Origin of the sequence: Gelidibacter gilvus, from assembly GCF_004115975.1 — a bacterium.
GTDB classification, from domain to species: domain Bacteria; phylum Bacteroidota; class Bacteroidia; order Flavobacteriales; family Flavobacteriaceae; genus Gelidibacter; species Gelidibacter gilvus.
In genome coordinates this window covers 659,908-677,512 of the sequence record NZ_SDDZ01000001.1, presented here as the reverse complement: position 1 = coordinate 677,512, position 17,605 = coordinate 659,908, and the positions used below count along the sequence as shown (strand labels likewise).

The following is a 17,605-nucleotide window of genomic DNA, read 5'->3' as shown; positions in this document are numbered from 1 at the left end:
ATGTCTATTAACAGTTCAACATATCATTTTCTGGAAGGTGGTGGCGAAATGGGTAAATTCATAAGAGCCAAAGACTGGCGTCAAACGCCCTTAGGCGACCCAGAAACCTGGCCAGAGAGTTTAAAAACTATGGTAAGTGTTATGCTCAACAATCCTTTTGGGATGTACATAGCATGGGGCAAGGACTATACCCAAATTTATAACGACGTCTATTGTCCAATTTTAGGTGACAACAAACATCCTCAAGCTTTAGGGAGCAGCACAAAGGAATCCTTCTCAGAAATTTGGGATACGGTAGAACCAATGTTTGATGGCGTCATGGAAGGAAAACCGATAGGTTTTTCAGATTTTATGTTGCCATTGAACCGAAACGGGCAGATTGAAATCTGTTATTTTGATTTTGCATACAGCCCAATAAGAATGTCTAATGGCGAAGTGGGCGGTATTTTGGTGACCATCATAGAAACAACCAAAAAAAAGAAAGCTGAAGACGCTTTAAGAGAGAACAAAAACGAACTGGAATTTGTTATAAACTCCGTTCAACTAGGCACTTTTGATTATAACCCTGCAACCAATAAATTCTCTGCCAATACAAGGTTAAAAACGTGGTTTGGCTTACCTCAAGCAGAACAAATTCAACTCAACCACGCTCTTGATCTTATCGTAGAAGAAGATAAGGAACGCGTCATCAAGGCCATTGCCAAAGTCTTGAAAGATCCGTCTTCCGATAGTTACGACATAGAGTACGGCATTTTAAGTCCCAATTCAAGTAAACCCATTATTGTTCATGCTAAGGGCAGAGCATGGTTTAACGAAGAAAAAGTTGCCTATAGATTGACCGGCACTCTGGAAGACATTACCAATAGGGTATTGGAAAGAAAAAAAATTGAAGAAAGCGAAAGACTGCTTCGACTCATGATTCTTCAAGCTCCTGTTGCCATAGCTATAATGAGAGGTGTTGACTATCGCGTGGAAATTGCCAATAAACTAGCGCTAGAAATTTGGGGAAGAACAAAAGAACAGATCTTAAATAAACCCATTTTTGAAGCCATGCCAGAACTTTTGTCACAAGGCATCAAAAACTTTGTTGATGATGTGGCGAAAACCGGAAATCGTTTTTCAACTCCTGAAATGCCGGTAACATTTTCAACAAATGGGGAATTGCAAATGTTTTATATTAATTTTTCATTTGAAGCACTTTATGATAGTGAAGGGAAAATTAATGGGATAATGGCTATTGGCGTTGATGTGACGCCGCAGGTGGAAGCACGGAAAAAGGTAGAAGAGAGTGAGCAAAATATGCGCGCCTTGGTTAACAGCGCGCCCTTTCCTATTGGAGTTTTTGCAGGCGAAGAGATGCGGATATCGCTTGCCAATCAATCCATTATGGAAGCTTGGGGAAAAGGACATGATGTGGTAGGAAAGTTGTATTCCGATATCCTTCCAGAATTTGGAAGCCAACATATATTTGATCAGATCCGTAGTGTTTTAGCAACCGGCATTCCCTTTCAAGCCAAAAACCAGAGAATTGAAATCGAAATAAACGGCGAATTGCATGTTTTTTATTACAATTACAATTTTACGCCATTGCTTGATGCCTCTGGTCATGTACATTCTGTAATGAATACAGCTGCCAATGTGACCGAACTCAATGAAGCCAAACAAAAAGTAGAAGAAAGCGAAAAAAGATTCCGTGATACTGTTATGCAGGCGCCCTTAGGTATTGTCATTTTCCGAGGACCAGAAAATATAATAGAAATGGCAAATGAAAATTACTTACAATTAATAGACCGAACGGAAGATCAATTTGTAGGGAAACCGCTTTTTGAGACCCTACCTGAAGCCAAAGAAACGATCGCACCAATCATTGCCGAAATCTACAAAACCGGAAATCCATTCCACGGATTCGAATTCCCAATTCGTATCAACCGATATGGTATGACAGAAACGGGCTATTACAATTTTGTTTACCACCCATTAAAAGAAAATAATACCATCTCTGGAGTTATGGTAGTCGCTACAGATGTCACGGCTACTGTAAAGGCTAAACATTTGATAGAGGAAAACGAAGAAAAACTAAAACTTATAATTGAAGCCAGTGAACTTGGCGTTTATGATGTCAATTTAAAATCTGGCGAAATTGTCGCCTCTAACCGTTGCTATGAGATTTTAGGCTTTCCTGAAAAAACACAATTGACCCATAAAGATATTATTGCCCATCTCCATCCAGAGGATCTTATCATAAGGAAAAAAGCCTTTGCAAAGGCTTATGTAGATGGCGTTCTTCATTATCAATCAAGAGTAGTCTGGAAAGACCAATCTCTACATTGGATAGATGCCAAAGGCAAACTGTTTTATGACGACAAGAAGCAACCTTACCGCATGCTTGGAACGGTCAGGGAGATTACTGAAGAACGGACTTTTCAACAACAATTATTGGAGCGGGAAGAAAAGTTCCGGCTTTTGGCCGACTCTATGCCACAGCATGTTTGGACCTCAGATCCGGAGGGCAATCTCAACTATTTTAATCAATATGTTTATGATTATTCAGGACTGACTCCTGAACAAATAAATACAGAGGGATGGATCCAGATAGTGCATCCAGACGACTGGAAAAAAAATATCAGACAGTGGTCAAAAGCGGTCCGTACCGGTAAGGATTTTTTGATTGAACATCGTTTTAAAAAGCATACTGGCGAATTCCGTTGGCAGTTAAGCCGTGCCATCCCACAAAAGGATCCCGACGGGAACATAAAAATGTGGGTGGGATCAAGTACCGACATCCAAGAGCAAAAAATGTTTACCACGGAGTTGGAAAATATGGTGCACTTACGAACGAACGAATTAAAAGAAAAGAATATAGATCTTGAAAAAATAAATAAGGAATTGCAGTCCTTTGTTTATATCTCCAGCCACGATTTACAGGAACCTTTACGGAAAATCCAAACTTTTTCATCCCGTATTCTAGAAACCGAATATGAATCGCTATCGGATAATGCCAAGAAATACTTCAATCGGATGCAGAAGTCGGCCTATAGGATGCAGAATCTAATTCAAGATTTAATCGCCTATTCCAGAACCGGCGTTCAAGAACTAACATTTGAAGCTGTTGATCTTTCAGAAATTATTGAAGATGTAAAAGAAACCTTAAGTGAAGAATTTGAGGAAAATCATGTGACTCTTAAACTTCATAACGTCTGTACACTTCAGGCTATTCCTGTACAGTTCAAACAAATCATGCATAACTTGATCAGCAATTCCATGAAATTCGGCAAAACAGATCATCCTGTAATCATAGAAATTAATTGCGAAAAAGTAGAAGCGAGTAATCTGGCCGTCGGTTCATTAACAGATTACGACCATTTTTATCATATCAGCTATTTAGATAACGGCATTGGTTTTGAACCCGACTACAACGAGAAAATATTTGAGGTATTTCAACGCCTTCACAGTAAGGACGAATATTCTGGAACGGGTATTGGCCTTGCCATCGTTAAACGAATCATTGAAAATCACGAGGGCTATATTTTCGCAAAAGGAAAGTTAAATGAAGGCGCTAGGTTTGACATCTATCTGCCTGCTGAATAACCTGTATTTAGAAACGGGTATTAGAGTATCATATTTGGCTTTTGAGATAAAGAGAACATTTTAAAAACCTAAAATATGTTTAAATTCGACAGCGCCCACAAACTCTTAATAGGAGTAGGTTTTAGTAGGGAAAGATGGTGTTTAAATTTAAAAATATTTTTTACATTCGCAATCAATTTCGCACGATATGAAAATCTTTATTAAATTTGATTTTAAGCGCATCTGTACCAAGGTCATTGAAGAGAAACTGACCGGACTTGGTATTAAGTACCGGATGTTGAATTTTGGCGAGATCGAGTTTTTAGAAGAAGTCCCTGATGATAAGATGAAAGCATTTAACGCCATTCTTAAAGATTATGGCATTGAAAAAATAGAGAATCAAAAGGTGATTTTGGTGCAGAAAATAAAAGACACCATTATAGATATGGTATTGAATGCCAACGAGACCATGAATGTGAAAAGTTCGGTTTATCTATCGGAAAAATTAGGCCATAGCTATGGCTACCTTTCAAATCTGTTTTCGGAAGTTACGTACACCTCCGTTGAAAACTTTATCATCCTTCAAAGGATTGAACATGCAAAATCGCTGATGATCAATACTGACTTATCCTTAACGGAAATTGCCTATAGATTACAATATTCTAGTGTTGCACATTTAAGTACCCAATTTAAAAACACAACCGGCATTACGCCCACCACCTTTCAAAGAATTATTGCTAAAAGAAGAGAGTTAAGTTCCAATAAGAATTAATTATTAACACTATGCGGGAAGAATACACTTATGTAGTATTGGCAGATGATGATGAAGATGATCGCCTATTTTTTACAGATGCCTTTGAAGAATTGAAGATGCAGACCAAAGTGGACGTCTATAAGGATGGTATTGAACTCATGAACGCCCTAAATCAATCCGATTCAATTTTACCAAACATTCTTTTTTTAGATTTGAACATGCCCATGAAATCAGGGTTAGAATGTTTGAAAGAGATTAAAATGAACCCAAGGTTTAAAAACTTATCCATTGCCATATATTCTACCTCCGCCTCTGAAGAGGATATCGAGGATACTTTTGTAAATGGCGCCAATATTTACATCAAAAAACCTAACGACTTCAAGATTCTAAAGAAAATTCTGGCCGATGTGGTCACCATGAATTGGCAATACCACACCAGTGGGTTAAATAAAGATAATTTTTTATTACGCTTATAAACATGCTTCTCAAATCTCTTTATAATTCTGAACGCTTCTTAAAAATCATTTTCGGTTTGAGTTTGTTCATTGTTTTGGTCATGGGAGGTTTTGCGTACAAATATGTTAAGGAACTCTCAGAATCTTTTGATGAGGTTCAGGACGCTTATCAATTACATATTGAACTGGAGAAGTTACTCTCGGCTCTAAAAGATGCTGAGAGCGGAAAACGCGCGTATATTATTTCTAAAGACTCTACGTTTTTAGAACCTTTATTGGTGAGCGGATCTGAGTTGGATAATAGTTTAAAACGCTTGAAGGACCTTACTAAAGACCAACCCGAGCATCAAGAAAACATTGCCGAATTAGAACTCAAAATTGATAATAGTTTAAAGATTTTTGAAAAAACCCTACAACTTGCCCAAAATAATGAGGTAGAATCGGCTGAGTTTATTTCGGCTTTTAGAGAAGGTAGACAAACCATGAACAGTGTGCGATTTAAAGTGCTAGAAATGACCACTCATGAGAATGAATTGTTGGGTTCCAAAAAAGCAAGAAGTTCAAGGAGCCTTTCAAATGCTCCTATGTTTGTCTATTATATTTTAATAATCTCACTCTTAATTCTGCTCCTCACCTACCTTCAAATAAGCAAGAATTTAAAAATTTTAAAGGAAAAGAATGAGCTTTTAGAAACTTTTAAGGAATCCACCACACAATCTGAAATTATCAGTAAACATGGCAATTGGATTTGGCATATTGAGGACAATACCTTTGAGTATTCAGACAACCTCTACCGATTATTAGGTGAAGAACCGCAATCTTTTGAACCTACACTTGAAAATTTTATAGCCTTTACGCATCCTGATGATTTGGACAAACTCATGGAACAAGTCAACAAAATGATGGAGAACGAAGATTTGCCTTTCATACATTATCGCATCATCCAGAAGAATGGTACCATCAAACATTTTAAGGCTTATGGGAAAGTTTTAATAGATTCCGATGGCCACAAAAAGCTATTGGGAACTACAGCAGACATTACCGACGAAATTGTAAATTACCGTTTGATTGAAGAAAGAAACCTTGAATTGGAACGAAATAATAAAGAGTTGGCCTCATTTAACTATGTTGCCAGCCACGATTTGCAAGAACCACTCCGAAAGATCCAAACTTTTATATCAAGGTTGGAAGAGAAAGAACAAGATAATTTATCCAGTAATGGAAAAGTATATATCCAGCGGATCAAATCATCTTCTGGGAGGATGCGCTCCTTAATAGACGACTTACTCCAATTTTCAAGGACGAATAAATCGGAAGAAGCTTTTGAAGATTCCAACCTCAACATCTTATTGGAGACCGCCAAACATGATTTGGCAGAAATCATATCGGATAAAAGAGCACGGATCTCATCAGATTCTATTCCTTCTATGAAAGTCATCCCATTTCAGATCAAACAACTCTTTCTAAATTTGATGAGCAATTCTCTAAAATATAGTCGTGAGAATGTTGCGCCGGTCATAACCATAAGTTATTCCCAAACCGATATAAGCGATCTACCTAAGGTGAAATTCTCCAAACACAACCGCTACCATACCATTACGGTCAAAGACAACGGGATTGGATTTGACCAAGAATATGCAGAGCAAATTTTCACCCTGTTTAGCCGACTGCACAACAAAAACGAATACTCAGGCACAGGCATTGGACTCTCCATTTGCAAGAAAATTGTTGAAAACCATCAGGGGTATATAATAGCAGAAAGCCATCTAAACCAAGGCGCCACTTTTACAGTTTACCTTCCAATTACATCCTAACAACTTCCTAACTTCCTAAATTTCAAGCCATTTATGATCCATATAGGCTGATTTTTCATGCTTTTATGGGAATTCTATAATCAATTCTGAAAATGCTGTAAGAAAGTATACGGTATGTTGGTCCATCTTTGTAATGAAGAAAAGAAGGTAAAAAGATGAATCATGATTTCACAATGAAAACGATTTTTTACACGGTATCAATTCTCATGATAGTTGCATGGGCAGTAAGTTACTTTGTGTATGCACTAAAACCTTCGATTCATTTTTTATTATTAACCGCTGTTCTATTAGGAGTAGCAGGATTTTTGGAAAAAAAGTAAAATCAGATATATAAAAACAACCTTAAAAAACCAAAACCCTATGAAAACCAATCCAGAACAACAAGAAAAACAATATGCTAGAGTAGCACGGGTTTTTCCTAAAAACATTCTTTCTACGACAAATGCTCGCATAAGAGTATTGGACACGAATCAGAGTCAAAAGTAGAATCTAAACACCGTATTAATTAACCAGAAAAACAACACGCCATGATAACAATTGCATCCAAAGTAAACGATCTTAATTCTTTTTTCGATACACTTCAAAGTAAAATTGGTGGTACGTTAGCAAAAAGTACAACCGAGTATAAACTTGACATCAAAAATAACTTTGCAACCGGAAGCATCCGTTCCATCCTATTGGAAGACGGGCTATCTGTACTTGAATTTAATATCGTCGCTAGTGAGCGCATAGAGATCACTATTGACGCACTCCTTGCAACTCATGTCAATTTCATGTATTGCTCAAAAGGAAAAATATCCCATTCGTTCCATAAGAATACAGAAGAGGACACTGACAACAATCATACGAACGCTATTGATGCCTTCCAGACGAGTATTGTCGCCAATATCATCTCTGGTCAAAACATCATTCTTATAGAAAAGGATGTTGAAACTGTGGCCACTCTCATTTCGGTCAACACACAAGTAAGCCAGGACTCTTTATGGAGCACCAGTTTAAAAGAAGCTTTTATTGCCGATAAAACGGACGACTATGTATACGTGGGTTCTTATAACCTTAAAATAGCCGAAAGTATCAAACAATTACAAAGCATTCAACAAGAAGGTTTGGTTAGAAAATTATTGACCAAGGGTATTGTCAACGTCATTTTGGCGCTTGAAATAGAGCACTATAATAAGGATATCGCCAACTTGGAGATGGAGCCAACCTCCTTAACCAAAATGGAAATAAAAGCTATTGCAGAACTCACCGAATATATCAATGAGTTCCCTGACTTAGACCATAAAGTAGAAAACTTGAGCGATCGCGTTGGTTTGTCTGCTGCCAAGTTGCAAGAAGGTTTTAAGTTTCAACACGACTTGACGGTTTGCGAATATATTCGTTCTGTGCGATTGACCAAGTCTGAAGACCTGATCATCAATACCGACTTGAATATTTCAGAAATTGTGTACAGTGTTGGATTTACAAGCAGAAGCTATTTCTCGAAAATCTTCAAGGAACGTTTTGACTGTACACCAAGCGATTACAAAAAAAATAAGTTAGCTGTTTCAGCATAATATATATTATGTACTTCAAGGGATTTTTGTACTTAATTCAAGAGAGCTCTGATGAAAATCAGGGCTTTTTTATTTTTATTATCTTTTGAAAGTTGATTTTTTATAAAAGAAAGCTCTCTTTGTGCGCTTGCCAAATTATTTATCAGACTCCTACATGACCACGGAGAGATCTTACCTTATATCATATTTCTTGAAACAGACTCCTTGATTTTATTTATTTGGATAATCAACAGTCAAGGTAGAGTCTTCTACTTTAAACTCAATTCTGCATCACAATCGCTTAAACTTTATTCAACACTTCAACTCCCTAGAGATCAGAGTTTACTATTTGGAATGTCCCTATTAACAGCACAAGAAATGACTCTCTAGATTAATTCCACTTAAGTTTTTGAAAAACTTTTAAATCCCTCCAATTTATTTAAGCTCAAATTTTCTCTTTCTAATAATACCATCCAAAATCAAGATAATTATTATACTTTTAAACAGTGAGTAATTATGCCAATGTAAATATGTATGTATTTTGAAGTGTATTATATGAGCCTAATCAAAACCAACAATCCATTTAGACATTTACTATTAGCATCTCAGGCTGAAGAAAGTCAAATAGATAATAATTTTAAGAGTGAGTTTAAGTTACGAGTTGTTTTATTATTTCTAATTAAAATGAAATCGAATTAAGTGTTCCAAATGGATATCAATAGTGAAAAAACACTTATCGAAGGTTTAAGAAAAGGAGACGAAGATTCATACAAACATCTTTACAACCTCTTCTACCCAGAGTTAAGAGCGTACCTCAATACTGTTTCTGGTAGTATAGAGGTTTCAAAAGACTTATCACAACAGGTGTTCATCAAAGTTTGGAAAAAGAGAGCATCACTATCTATTAATTCTTCATTAAAAAATTATATTTTTAGAATTGGCTATAACCTCTTCATAGACCTGCAAAGAAAAAACAAAAAAGACCTTCAACTTTTAGACCAATTAAAACATGATGCCCTTCATGAAATAGTGGATTTGCCCAATGACGATTTAGATAAAAAAATCAGGTTAGTGCTATCTGAGATAGACAAATTACCTGAAAAGTGTAAAAACGTGTTTTTACTTGCAAAAAAAGATGGACTTAAATATTCAGAAATTGCTGAGGAACTGAACATCTCAATTAAAACCGTTGAAAGGCATATGACTAAAGCATTACGTAGGCTTAGACAGGGACTTAAGAGATAATGACACTTCCATTTTCTACATTTATTTCATAACTTTCTCACACTTTTTAACACAAAAATTAAATAATTCTTAATATTTTCACAACAAGAGTGGGGGTTTATAGTAATAACGCCGTCTTGTAGGTAAGATTAACAATTGTTTAAGAATTAGTATGAAGGAATTTAATGCCAAAAAGATTATTGTCAAGTATTTGGCGAATGAAGCCTCACGTATAGAAACCGAGCAGCTTATTGATTGGGTAAGTTCCAAGAAAAATGAGAAGATTTTTAAAGAATTTGTAAAGGCACAGCAGCTCTCTGATATCGCGTATGGCCATAGTGACACCAAAACTGCCTTTGATGATTTTTTAAAGCAAATACATAATTTCAAACATCAATCAAACTATAGTATCAAAAGGTTTGTTCCTTACTTTAAATATGCGGCTGTCCTTGTAGGTATCTTGTTGTCAACAGTTTATTTCCTAAAGAAAGAAAGCCACGTAGCTTCGTTTGTTGAGATGAAAGATCAGGTGACCTTAGAACTAATTAATGGTGATAAGCAGTATTTTAATATTGATGCAGACAAAATTATTAAGACGAAAACCGGTTACGAAGTTGCCATTGTGGAAAATGGAGTTTTAACGTATGCAGCTCAGTCAACCAACAGTAAGAACAAACCCGTTCAAAACATCCTTAAAGTTCCTTATGGAAAAACATTTAATGTGATGTTGTCAGATGGGTCATCAATACTATTAAATTCAGGAAGTACGCTTAAATATCCGAATGTTTTTATTGAAAATGAACCAAGAGAGGTCTTTCTAGAAGGTGAAGCGTTTTTTAAAGTCTCCAAAGCGTCGAATTCCTCTTTTACTGTGAACTCTAAAAATAGCATTACCAAGGTTCACGGTACGGAGTTCAATGTGTCCTGTTATTCAGAAGATGATAAGACAGAAATAGTTTTAGTTGAAGGTTCAATTGGGGTAAAATCAAATTCCTCCATAAAAGGTAAAGTAGACTATCAGATGATGATCCCATCCCAAAAGGCCTCACTCTCTAATAATTCGGAAGCTATTGAGATTACCACCGTAAATATCCAGAAATATATTTCTTGGAAAGAAGGCATATTAACTTTCGAAAACGACAAGTTTGAGACTATTCAAAAAACTCTCGAACGTCACTATAATGTTAAGATTATAAATAATTTCCATGACATTAAAAATTTAAGATATAACGGAACTTTTAAAAATGATAGTATTGAAAAAATCTTAAATACGATTAAGACCCATACTAACTTTTCTTTCCAAAGAAAATGCGAGACGATTACGATAAATAACCCTAAAAACCCTCAATAATTATGAAGTAAATTAATTATCATCAGTAAGCTAATCAATAACTAAACTCAAAATTTATAAAAAGTATGACGCAAATAATTACAACACCAAGAGCAAAAAACTTGACGAGAGCCTCTCTATTCTTTTCACTGCTTTTTTGCGTAAATGTAAATGCAAACATGTTATGCGCACAGAATGAGATTGTGTCTGTTAACATCAAAAACGAACCTTTAAAAAATGTCTTTAAGACTATTTCAGATTCTGTAGGGTACATGTTCTTTTATGAAACATCAGATATTGAGACCCACCAGAAAGTAAATCTTGTCACTAATGAAGTTCATTTATCAGAATTGCTAAAAGAACTTTCTAAAAACTCAAATTTGAATTATGCAATCACTTCTAATCAAATTGTAGTTACAAGAAAAACTGCCAGTACACTCGATTCTGAAAATATAACAGAGAAGACCAATATCAAAATTCAGAATAGGCTTAAAGGAACTATTTTAGATGAATCTGGAATGCCTTTAATAGGAGCAACTGTTCAAGTAAAGGGTACCGGCGTAGGCGTGGTTTCTGATTTTGATGGTAACTTTGAAGTGGACATATCCAACAGCACAGAAATCATAGTATCCTATGTTGGTTATAAAACTCAAAATATTTCTGTTGAAGGAAAATCGAACATAACCATTACCTTGGTTCCAGATGCGGCAGCATTGGACGAGATTGTAGTTGTTGGTTATGGTACTTTATCTAAGAAAAGAGTTACAGGTGCGGTTTCGTCGATATCGCCACAAAGCATCGTAAATATTCCTGTAATAAGTGCAGAGAATGCCATTATTGGTCAGGTTGCAGGTGTTCAGGTCCAAGAAACATCTGGCGAGCCAGGTTCAAGCCCAAACATACGGATTCGTGGTTCAGGCTCCATATCAGCTGGTAATGATCCATTATTTGTTGTAGATGGTATTCCTATTTCAAAGAACCTAACAACAATAGGAATTCAAGGCGATTTGGCTAAAAGAGGTGGTAATTTTCAAGCCCCTCCAGTAAACCCACTGGCAACTATTAACCCTAACGACATTGCCTCTATAGAAATCTTAAAGGATGCTTCGGCAGCTGCTATTTATGGCTCTCGAGGTGGTAATGGTGTGGTTTTAATTACCACAAAAAGCGGAACATCTTCTGATGAGGGTGTTTTTTCCTTTGATTCTTTTTACAGCACTCAAAACGTTGCCAATAAAGTGGATTTAATGAATGCTCAAGAATTGATTGACTATACAAGAGACGCTAGAAACAATGCTTACCTGCAAGATAAGCCGGGAGCATCTGCGAACGATCCAATTGGACCGGGAGATAGAGGAAATGCGAATTACGAAATGCCTATTTCTTTTATTAATTGGGATGGCACAGATACAGATTGGCAAGATTTAGTTTTTAGAACGGGAAATGCACAAAGTTATAATTTTTCTTACGCCTCTCCTTTAATGAATAAAACCAGCTACCATGCTTCTACGGGCTATTTTAAACAAGACGGTATTATTCCTCAGTCCAATTTTGAAAGATATAACTTGATGCTTAATTTAAATTCTCAAGTAAGTGAAAAACTTAATTTGGATTTAAGAATTGCACCAACCATTACTGAAAACAAAAGACAGCCAGGATCTGCACCTTATTTTGCAACTCCTCCAGGTATCGTTTATTCGGCCTTGGTTCATTCACCAACGGTTAAACCTTATAATGAGGATGGTTCATATAACCAAACAGACAATCAATCTCACTTAGGTGGCGGTACCACTTCGGCAAGTAATCCATTGGCAATTATGGATGCCATTGACGACAAGTTATTTCAATTTCAAACAAGAGCGTCTTTAGGCTTATCCTATAAAATAATGCCTGAATTAACATTCAGAACTTTTGGAGGTACTTATATCAATGTTTATAATAGAGATTTTTATAGAGCCAACACACTTCTTTTTCGAGAAGCCACAGAAGGTGTATCGTATGCTCAGGCCTCTTCTTCAACAGAAGTTAATTGGCTTTGGGAAAACACCTTGAATTGGGAAAAAGAAATTGATGTCCACTATTTTAATGCTATTGCAGGATATACTGCTCAAAAAGATAATATTGGAATAAAGCAAGTGATGGCAGATAATTTTCCAGATGATTTGGTGCACACTATTAGTGGAGGCCAAGTATATGCAGGGAATTCAATTAAAGAGCAATGGTCTTTAGTTTCTGCCTTGTTTAGATTGAATTATAGTTATGATGATAAATACTTATTTACAGGAACCTTTAGATCTGATAAGTCTTCTCGTTTTGGGAAGGACAATCAAACAGGATATTTTCCATCATTTTCTGTCGGCTGGAGAGTTACTGAGGAGGAGTTTATGCAATCTGTAGAATCAATTTCAGAGTTAAAGTTTAGATTCAGTTGGGGAGAAACAGGAAATTTTGAAATTCCTAACTATGGTGCCATTGGTCTACTCTCACCAAACAACTATAACATTAGCGGCAATGAAATAAACGGTTTGATACAATCAACTATTCCTAATCCAAATTTAACTTGGGAAAAATCTCAACAAACAAACGTCGGATTAGAACTAGGTCTAATAAATAACAGAATATTCCTATTGGCAGATTATTACCGAACAATTACTTCAGATTTACTTTTAAATGTTGGTATTTCGGGCGTTTCAGGTTTTCAAACCACCTTACAGAATATTGGTGAGGTAAAGAATGAAGGATTTGAATTGGCTATAAAAAGCAGAAATATTGTAGGGGAATTTACTTGGGACACAGATATTAACTTCTCCACAAATAAAAACGAAGTATTGTCCCTTAACTCCAAAGGTGAACCTATCTTTTCTTCAGGACAGGCAGGAATCAGGCATATTACTCGTGTAGGGGATCCAATAGGAAGTTATTATGGCTACGTTGTTGACGGCATTTATCAAAACACACAAGATATCGCAAATTCTCCTGTAGATACCCAAGCGCCGAATCCTGCGCCTGGAGACTTAAAGTTTAAAGATATCAATGGTGATGGAAAAATCACACCGGCCGATAGAACGGTAACAGGGAGTTATTTTCCAGATTACACTTGGGGGATGACAAACAGATTTGGTTATAAAGGACTTGATTTCAGCTTCCTAATTCAAGGAGTTCAAGGCAATGAAATTTTAAATTTAACTAGCAGACACTTGAAAAATGGTGAGGCAAACTTCAATTCATACGCGATTTTCAATAATAGATGGAAATCTGAAGCCGAACCTGGAGACGGAAAAACTCATAGAGCTGACAGGCTTTCAGGAAATCACGGAAATAACCAAAGACCTTCCTCTTTTCAGGTAGAAGACGGATCTTTCGTGCGATTAAGAAACATGACGCTTGGTTATACTTTACCGGCTAAGGATCTTTTTGGAGCAAGCATTAGCAGACTGAGAGTTTATATGACTGGTACCAACTTATTCACTAAAACGGACTATTTAGGATACAATCCAGAAGTAAGTGCAAGCCCAAATAGTAGTTTAACTCCTGGTGAAGATTATGGAGCTTATCCATTGACAAAGTCATTTACTGTGGGACTGAATCTTAATTTCTAACTTAAAAACGAAATAAAATGAAAAATATAATTATAGTATTTCTATCAATGGTAGTCTTAAGTTCTTGCAGTAGTGATTTTACTGACTTAGCACCTATTTCTAACCGAAACGAGGCAGACTTTTATAACACCGAAAACGACTTCATTTCAGCTATTAACGCCAGTTATGCTGGTCTACAAGACAACGGTGTCTATGGACGAGGCTATTGGACAATGTTTGAAATGAGAAGTGACAACACCGATCAAGGTCCAGATGCTACCGGTTTAGCAAGAGTATATGCTGAAATTAATGCATTCACGGAAGACCCTTTAAATGAACAGATTACTGCTGCATGGATGGGTTCTTACGCTGTTATTGCAAATTGTAACGTCATCTTAGATCGCATTGATGGCATACAAATGAATGCGGATGTTAAGAATAGAATTATTGGCGAAGCCTTATTTTTAAGATCGCTTATGTATTATCACCTAGCCGTAGCTTATGGAAATATCCCATTGCAATTAACACCATTTACTGTAGGAGATGAATTAACTCAAGTGGATGCGACAACAGTTTTAACTCAGATAAGCGCAGATTTAGCATTAGCTGAAAGTAATTTATCAGTTTCTTATTCTGTTGGAGATAAAGGTAGAGCTACTAAAGGTGCAGCTGCAACTTTATTGGCAAAGGTTTTATTGACGCTCAACAAAAAATCCGAAGCTGAAGTAGCCTTAAGACGGATTATAACGTCCTATGGCTATGAATTAGTGAGTGATTATTCTAATCTATGGGGACAGGCCAACGAAAATAACAAGGAATCTATTTTTGAAGTCGAATTTATGAGTGGTGGGATAGGTCAAGGTAGTTCATTTACTAACGATTTTTCTCCTAACGCATTTTTACAGACAGGTCAAGGTTTTGGTAGAAACAGACCAACAGACGCATTGGTAGCGGCCTACGCTCCAGGCGATTTGAGATTGGACCCTTCTTTAGGAACCACCTATGTCAATGCTGCAGGCGCCACGGTGGTAGCTAAGTATATCAAAAAATACTGGAGTGATCCACCAACTGAAAATGATGCAGACAATAACTTTGTAGTATTCAGATATGCAGATGTACTTTTAATGCTTGCTGAAGCTTTAGGCGAATCTCCTGAAGCTTACGATTTAATTAATGAAGTAAGAACAAGAGCAGGTTTGGCAGATATTGACGCATCTACTCCTGGTACTTTTGCTGAAAAGTTGCTTCATGAAAGACAAGTAGAATTAGCTTTTGAGAACCATAGATGGCCAGATTTAAAAAGATTTGGGGTAGCGGCTAAAAAAATTCACGAAGCAGAACCATTCATTGCAGAATCTTCGGTTAGAAGCTTATTCTTCATACCACAAAGAGAAATGGATATTAATACAAGTTTTGTTCAAAACACAAACTAAACGCCATTGGAATTGGTCACACACGACTATTGTGTGTGACTAATTTTTATTGACATCTTAATTTAACCTCTAAATTTTAGATTTTGAAAAATAAAATTATTCAATTGATGGTTTCATCGTGCTTTATTTTTAGCCTTACAACCACCACTGCACAAGAAAAAGTGAATGAGCCGCTAAATATTATTGTATTTGGAGCGCATCCCGATGATTGTGACAATAAAATGGGTGGAACAGCGGCACTGTTTGCCCAGATGGGACACCGAGTTAAATTTGTATCCGTCACCAACGGCGATGCAGGCCATTATGAAAAAGGAGGTGGTCATCTTGCAAGAATTAGACGCGCTGAGGCACAGGAAGCAGGAAAGAGATTAGGGATAGAATATACCGTACTGGATAATCATGATGGCGAACTGTTCCCAACCCTTGAAGTCAGACATCAAATTATTAGAGAAATAAGACAATGGAATGCCGATGTGGTACTTACACATAGACCTGTAGATTATCATCCAGACCATAGATATACTGGCGTTTTGGTTCAAGATGCAGCTTATTTGGTTATCGTTCCTAATGTCACGCCAGATACGCCACCTTTAAAAAAGAATCCAGTTTTTCTCTACCTACAGGATCATTTTCAAAAACCAACGCCATTTAAAGCAGATATCACTGTTGATATTACCAGTGTTTTTGATCAAAAAATGGATGCTTTGGATGCACACCCATCCCAGTTTTACGAATGGTTACCTTGGACTGCAGGAAGACTATCAGAAGTTCCTAAAAGTGAAAAGGAAAAAAGAGAATTTCTCATTAAAGGTTGGAGCAGGCCGGTTTCTGATAATGCGAGAGCGTCTTTAACGAAATGGTACGGATCAGAAAAAGCAAATAAGGCCAAACATGTGGAATCTTTTGAAGTGTGCGAATACGGAAAACAACCTACTTACGAAGACATCAGACGGCTTTTCCCAATGTTAAATAACTAAAATATAACACGATGAAAAAAATAGCATTTTTATTATTCACCCTTTTTATGAGCCTTCACACCTTTGCTCAAGAGAAAACGAATGCACCGTTAAGAATTATTGCCATTGGGGCTCACCCTGACGATTGTGATTTTGGTGTTGGTGGAACAGCGGCATTATATGCTAAACTTGGTCACAAGGTCAAATTTCTTGCGCTTACCAATGGTGATGCTGGGCATCAAGATATGGGAGGTGGCGTATTAGGAAAAAGAAGACGAGCGGAAGCTCAAAAAGCTGGAGAAATATTAGGCATTGAGTATCAGGTTTTAGATAACCATGACGCCGAATTATTTCCAACCTTAGCGGTCAGGCATCAAGTCATTAGAGCCATTAGAGAGTGGGATGCAGATATTGTTCTTGGACTACGACCTAATGATTATCATCCGGATCATAGAAATGCCGGGATTGCGGTTCAAGACGCTGCCTACTTAGTTATTGTTCCAAATGTCGCACCAGATACACCACCGTTAAAAAAGAATCCAATCTTTTTGTATATGCAAGATAACTTTCAAAAACCCTATCCTTTTTCTAAAGACATCGCTGTGGTTATAGATGATGTTATGGAACAAAAGCAAAGAGCCTTTGCAGCACATGAGTCACAAGTATTTGAATGGATGCCATGGGTTATGGGAATGGATATGAATACGATTCCTAAAGGAGAAAACGAACGTTTAGAATGGATGAAGAATGTTTTTCTGAAGGGAAGACCACTAGATAAGACCGGCTTAGAGGCTTTAAAAAAGTGGTATCCAAATGCCGATACGTCCAAAGTAAAAAACGTAGAGTTCTTTGAAATCTGTGAGTATGGCAAACAGCCTACTGAAGAAGAAATTAAACACTTCTTTCCAATGCTAAAGCAATAAAAGCACTACAACATTAACACCTAACTATCCAACTAA

The 17,605-nt window shown here is 36.7% G+C and carries 11 protein-coding genes; all 11 read left to right on the top strand.

The annotated features are described in order from the left end of the window. Nucleotides 1-3,588: a PAS domain-containing sensor histidine kinase gene (locus ESZ48_RS02895; protein WP_129015791.1), complete on the top strand. Its 3,588-nt coding sequence runs from the start codon at nt 1-3 to the stop codon at nt 3,586-3,588. 187 nt (nt 3,589-3,775) lie between these two features. After that, nucleotides 3,776-4,339, top strand: a complete 564-nt coding sequence (locus ESZ48_RS02890; RefSeq protein ID WP_129015790.1) for a helix-turn-helix domain-containing protein — start codon at nt 3,776-3,778, stop codon at nt 4,337-4,339. Nucleotides 4,340-4,350: 11 nt separating this feature from the next. Then, complete coding sequence (locus ESZ48_RS02885) at nt 4,351-4,797, top strand: response regulator (RefSeq protein ID WP_129015789.1); 447 nt, start codon at nt 4,351-4,353, stop codon at nt 4,795-4,797. Between the two features lie 2 nt (nt 4,798-4,799). Next, nucleotides 4,800-6,590, top strand: a complete 1,791-nt coding sequence (locus ESZ48_RS02880) for a CHASE3 domain-containing protein (protein ID WP_129015788.1) — start codon at nt 4,800-4,802, stop codon at nt 6,588-6,590. A 527-nt stretch (nt 6,591-7,117) separates the two neighbouring features. Next, nucleotides 7,118-8,146: a helix-turn-helix domain-containing protein gene (locus tag ESZ48_RS02875; protein ID WP_129015787.1), complete on the top strand. Its 1,029-nt coding sequence runs from the start codon at nt 7,118-7,120 to the stop codon at nt 8,144-8,146. A 687-nt stretch (nt 8,147-8,833) separates the two neighbouring features. Next, complete coding sequence (locus ESZ48_RS02870) at nt 8,834-9,370, top strand: RNA polymerase sigma factor (RefSeq protein WP_129015786.1); 537 nt, start codon at nt 8,834-8,836, stop codon at nt 9,368-9,370. A gap of 151 nt (nt 9,371-9,521) precedes the next feature. Further along, nucleotides 9,522-10,700 carry a FecR family protein gene (locus tag ESZ48_RS02865; protein WP_129015785.1) on the top strand — a complete coding sequence of 393 codons (1,179 nt, stop codon included), beginning with the start codon at nt 9,522-9,524 and terminating at the stop codon, nt 10,698-10,700. A 65-nt stretch (nt 10,701-10,765) separates the two neighbouring features. Beyond that, complete coding sequence (locus ESZ48_RS02860) at nt 10,766-14,278, top strand: TonB-dependent receptor (protein ID WP_129015784.1); 3,513 nt, start codon at nt 10,766-10,768, stop codon at nt 14,276-14,278. 17 nt (nt 14,279-14,295) lie between these two features. Beyond that, nucleotides 14,296-15,690, top strand: a complete 1,395-nt coding sequence (locus ESZ48_RS02855) for a RagB/SusD family nutrient uptake outer membrane protein (RefSeq protein WP_129015783.1) — start codon at nt 14,296-14,298, stop codon at nt 15,688-15,690. An 83-nt stretch (nt 15,691-15,773) separates the two neighbouring features. Next, on the top strand, nt 15,774-16,667 hold the full coding sequence (locus ESZ48_RS02850) for a PIG-L deacetylase family protein (protein WP_223266336.1): 894 nt from the start codon (nt 15,774-15,776) through the stop codon (nt 16,665-16,667). 11 nt (nt 16,668-16,678) lie between these two features. Next, complete coding sequence (locus tag ESZ48_RS02845; RefSeq protein WP_129015782.1) at nt 16,679-17,569, top strand: PIG-L deacetylase family protein; 891 nt, start codon at nt 16,679-16,681, stop codon at nt 17,567-17,569. The last annotated feature ends 36 nt before the right edge of the window (nt 17,570-17,605 follow it).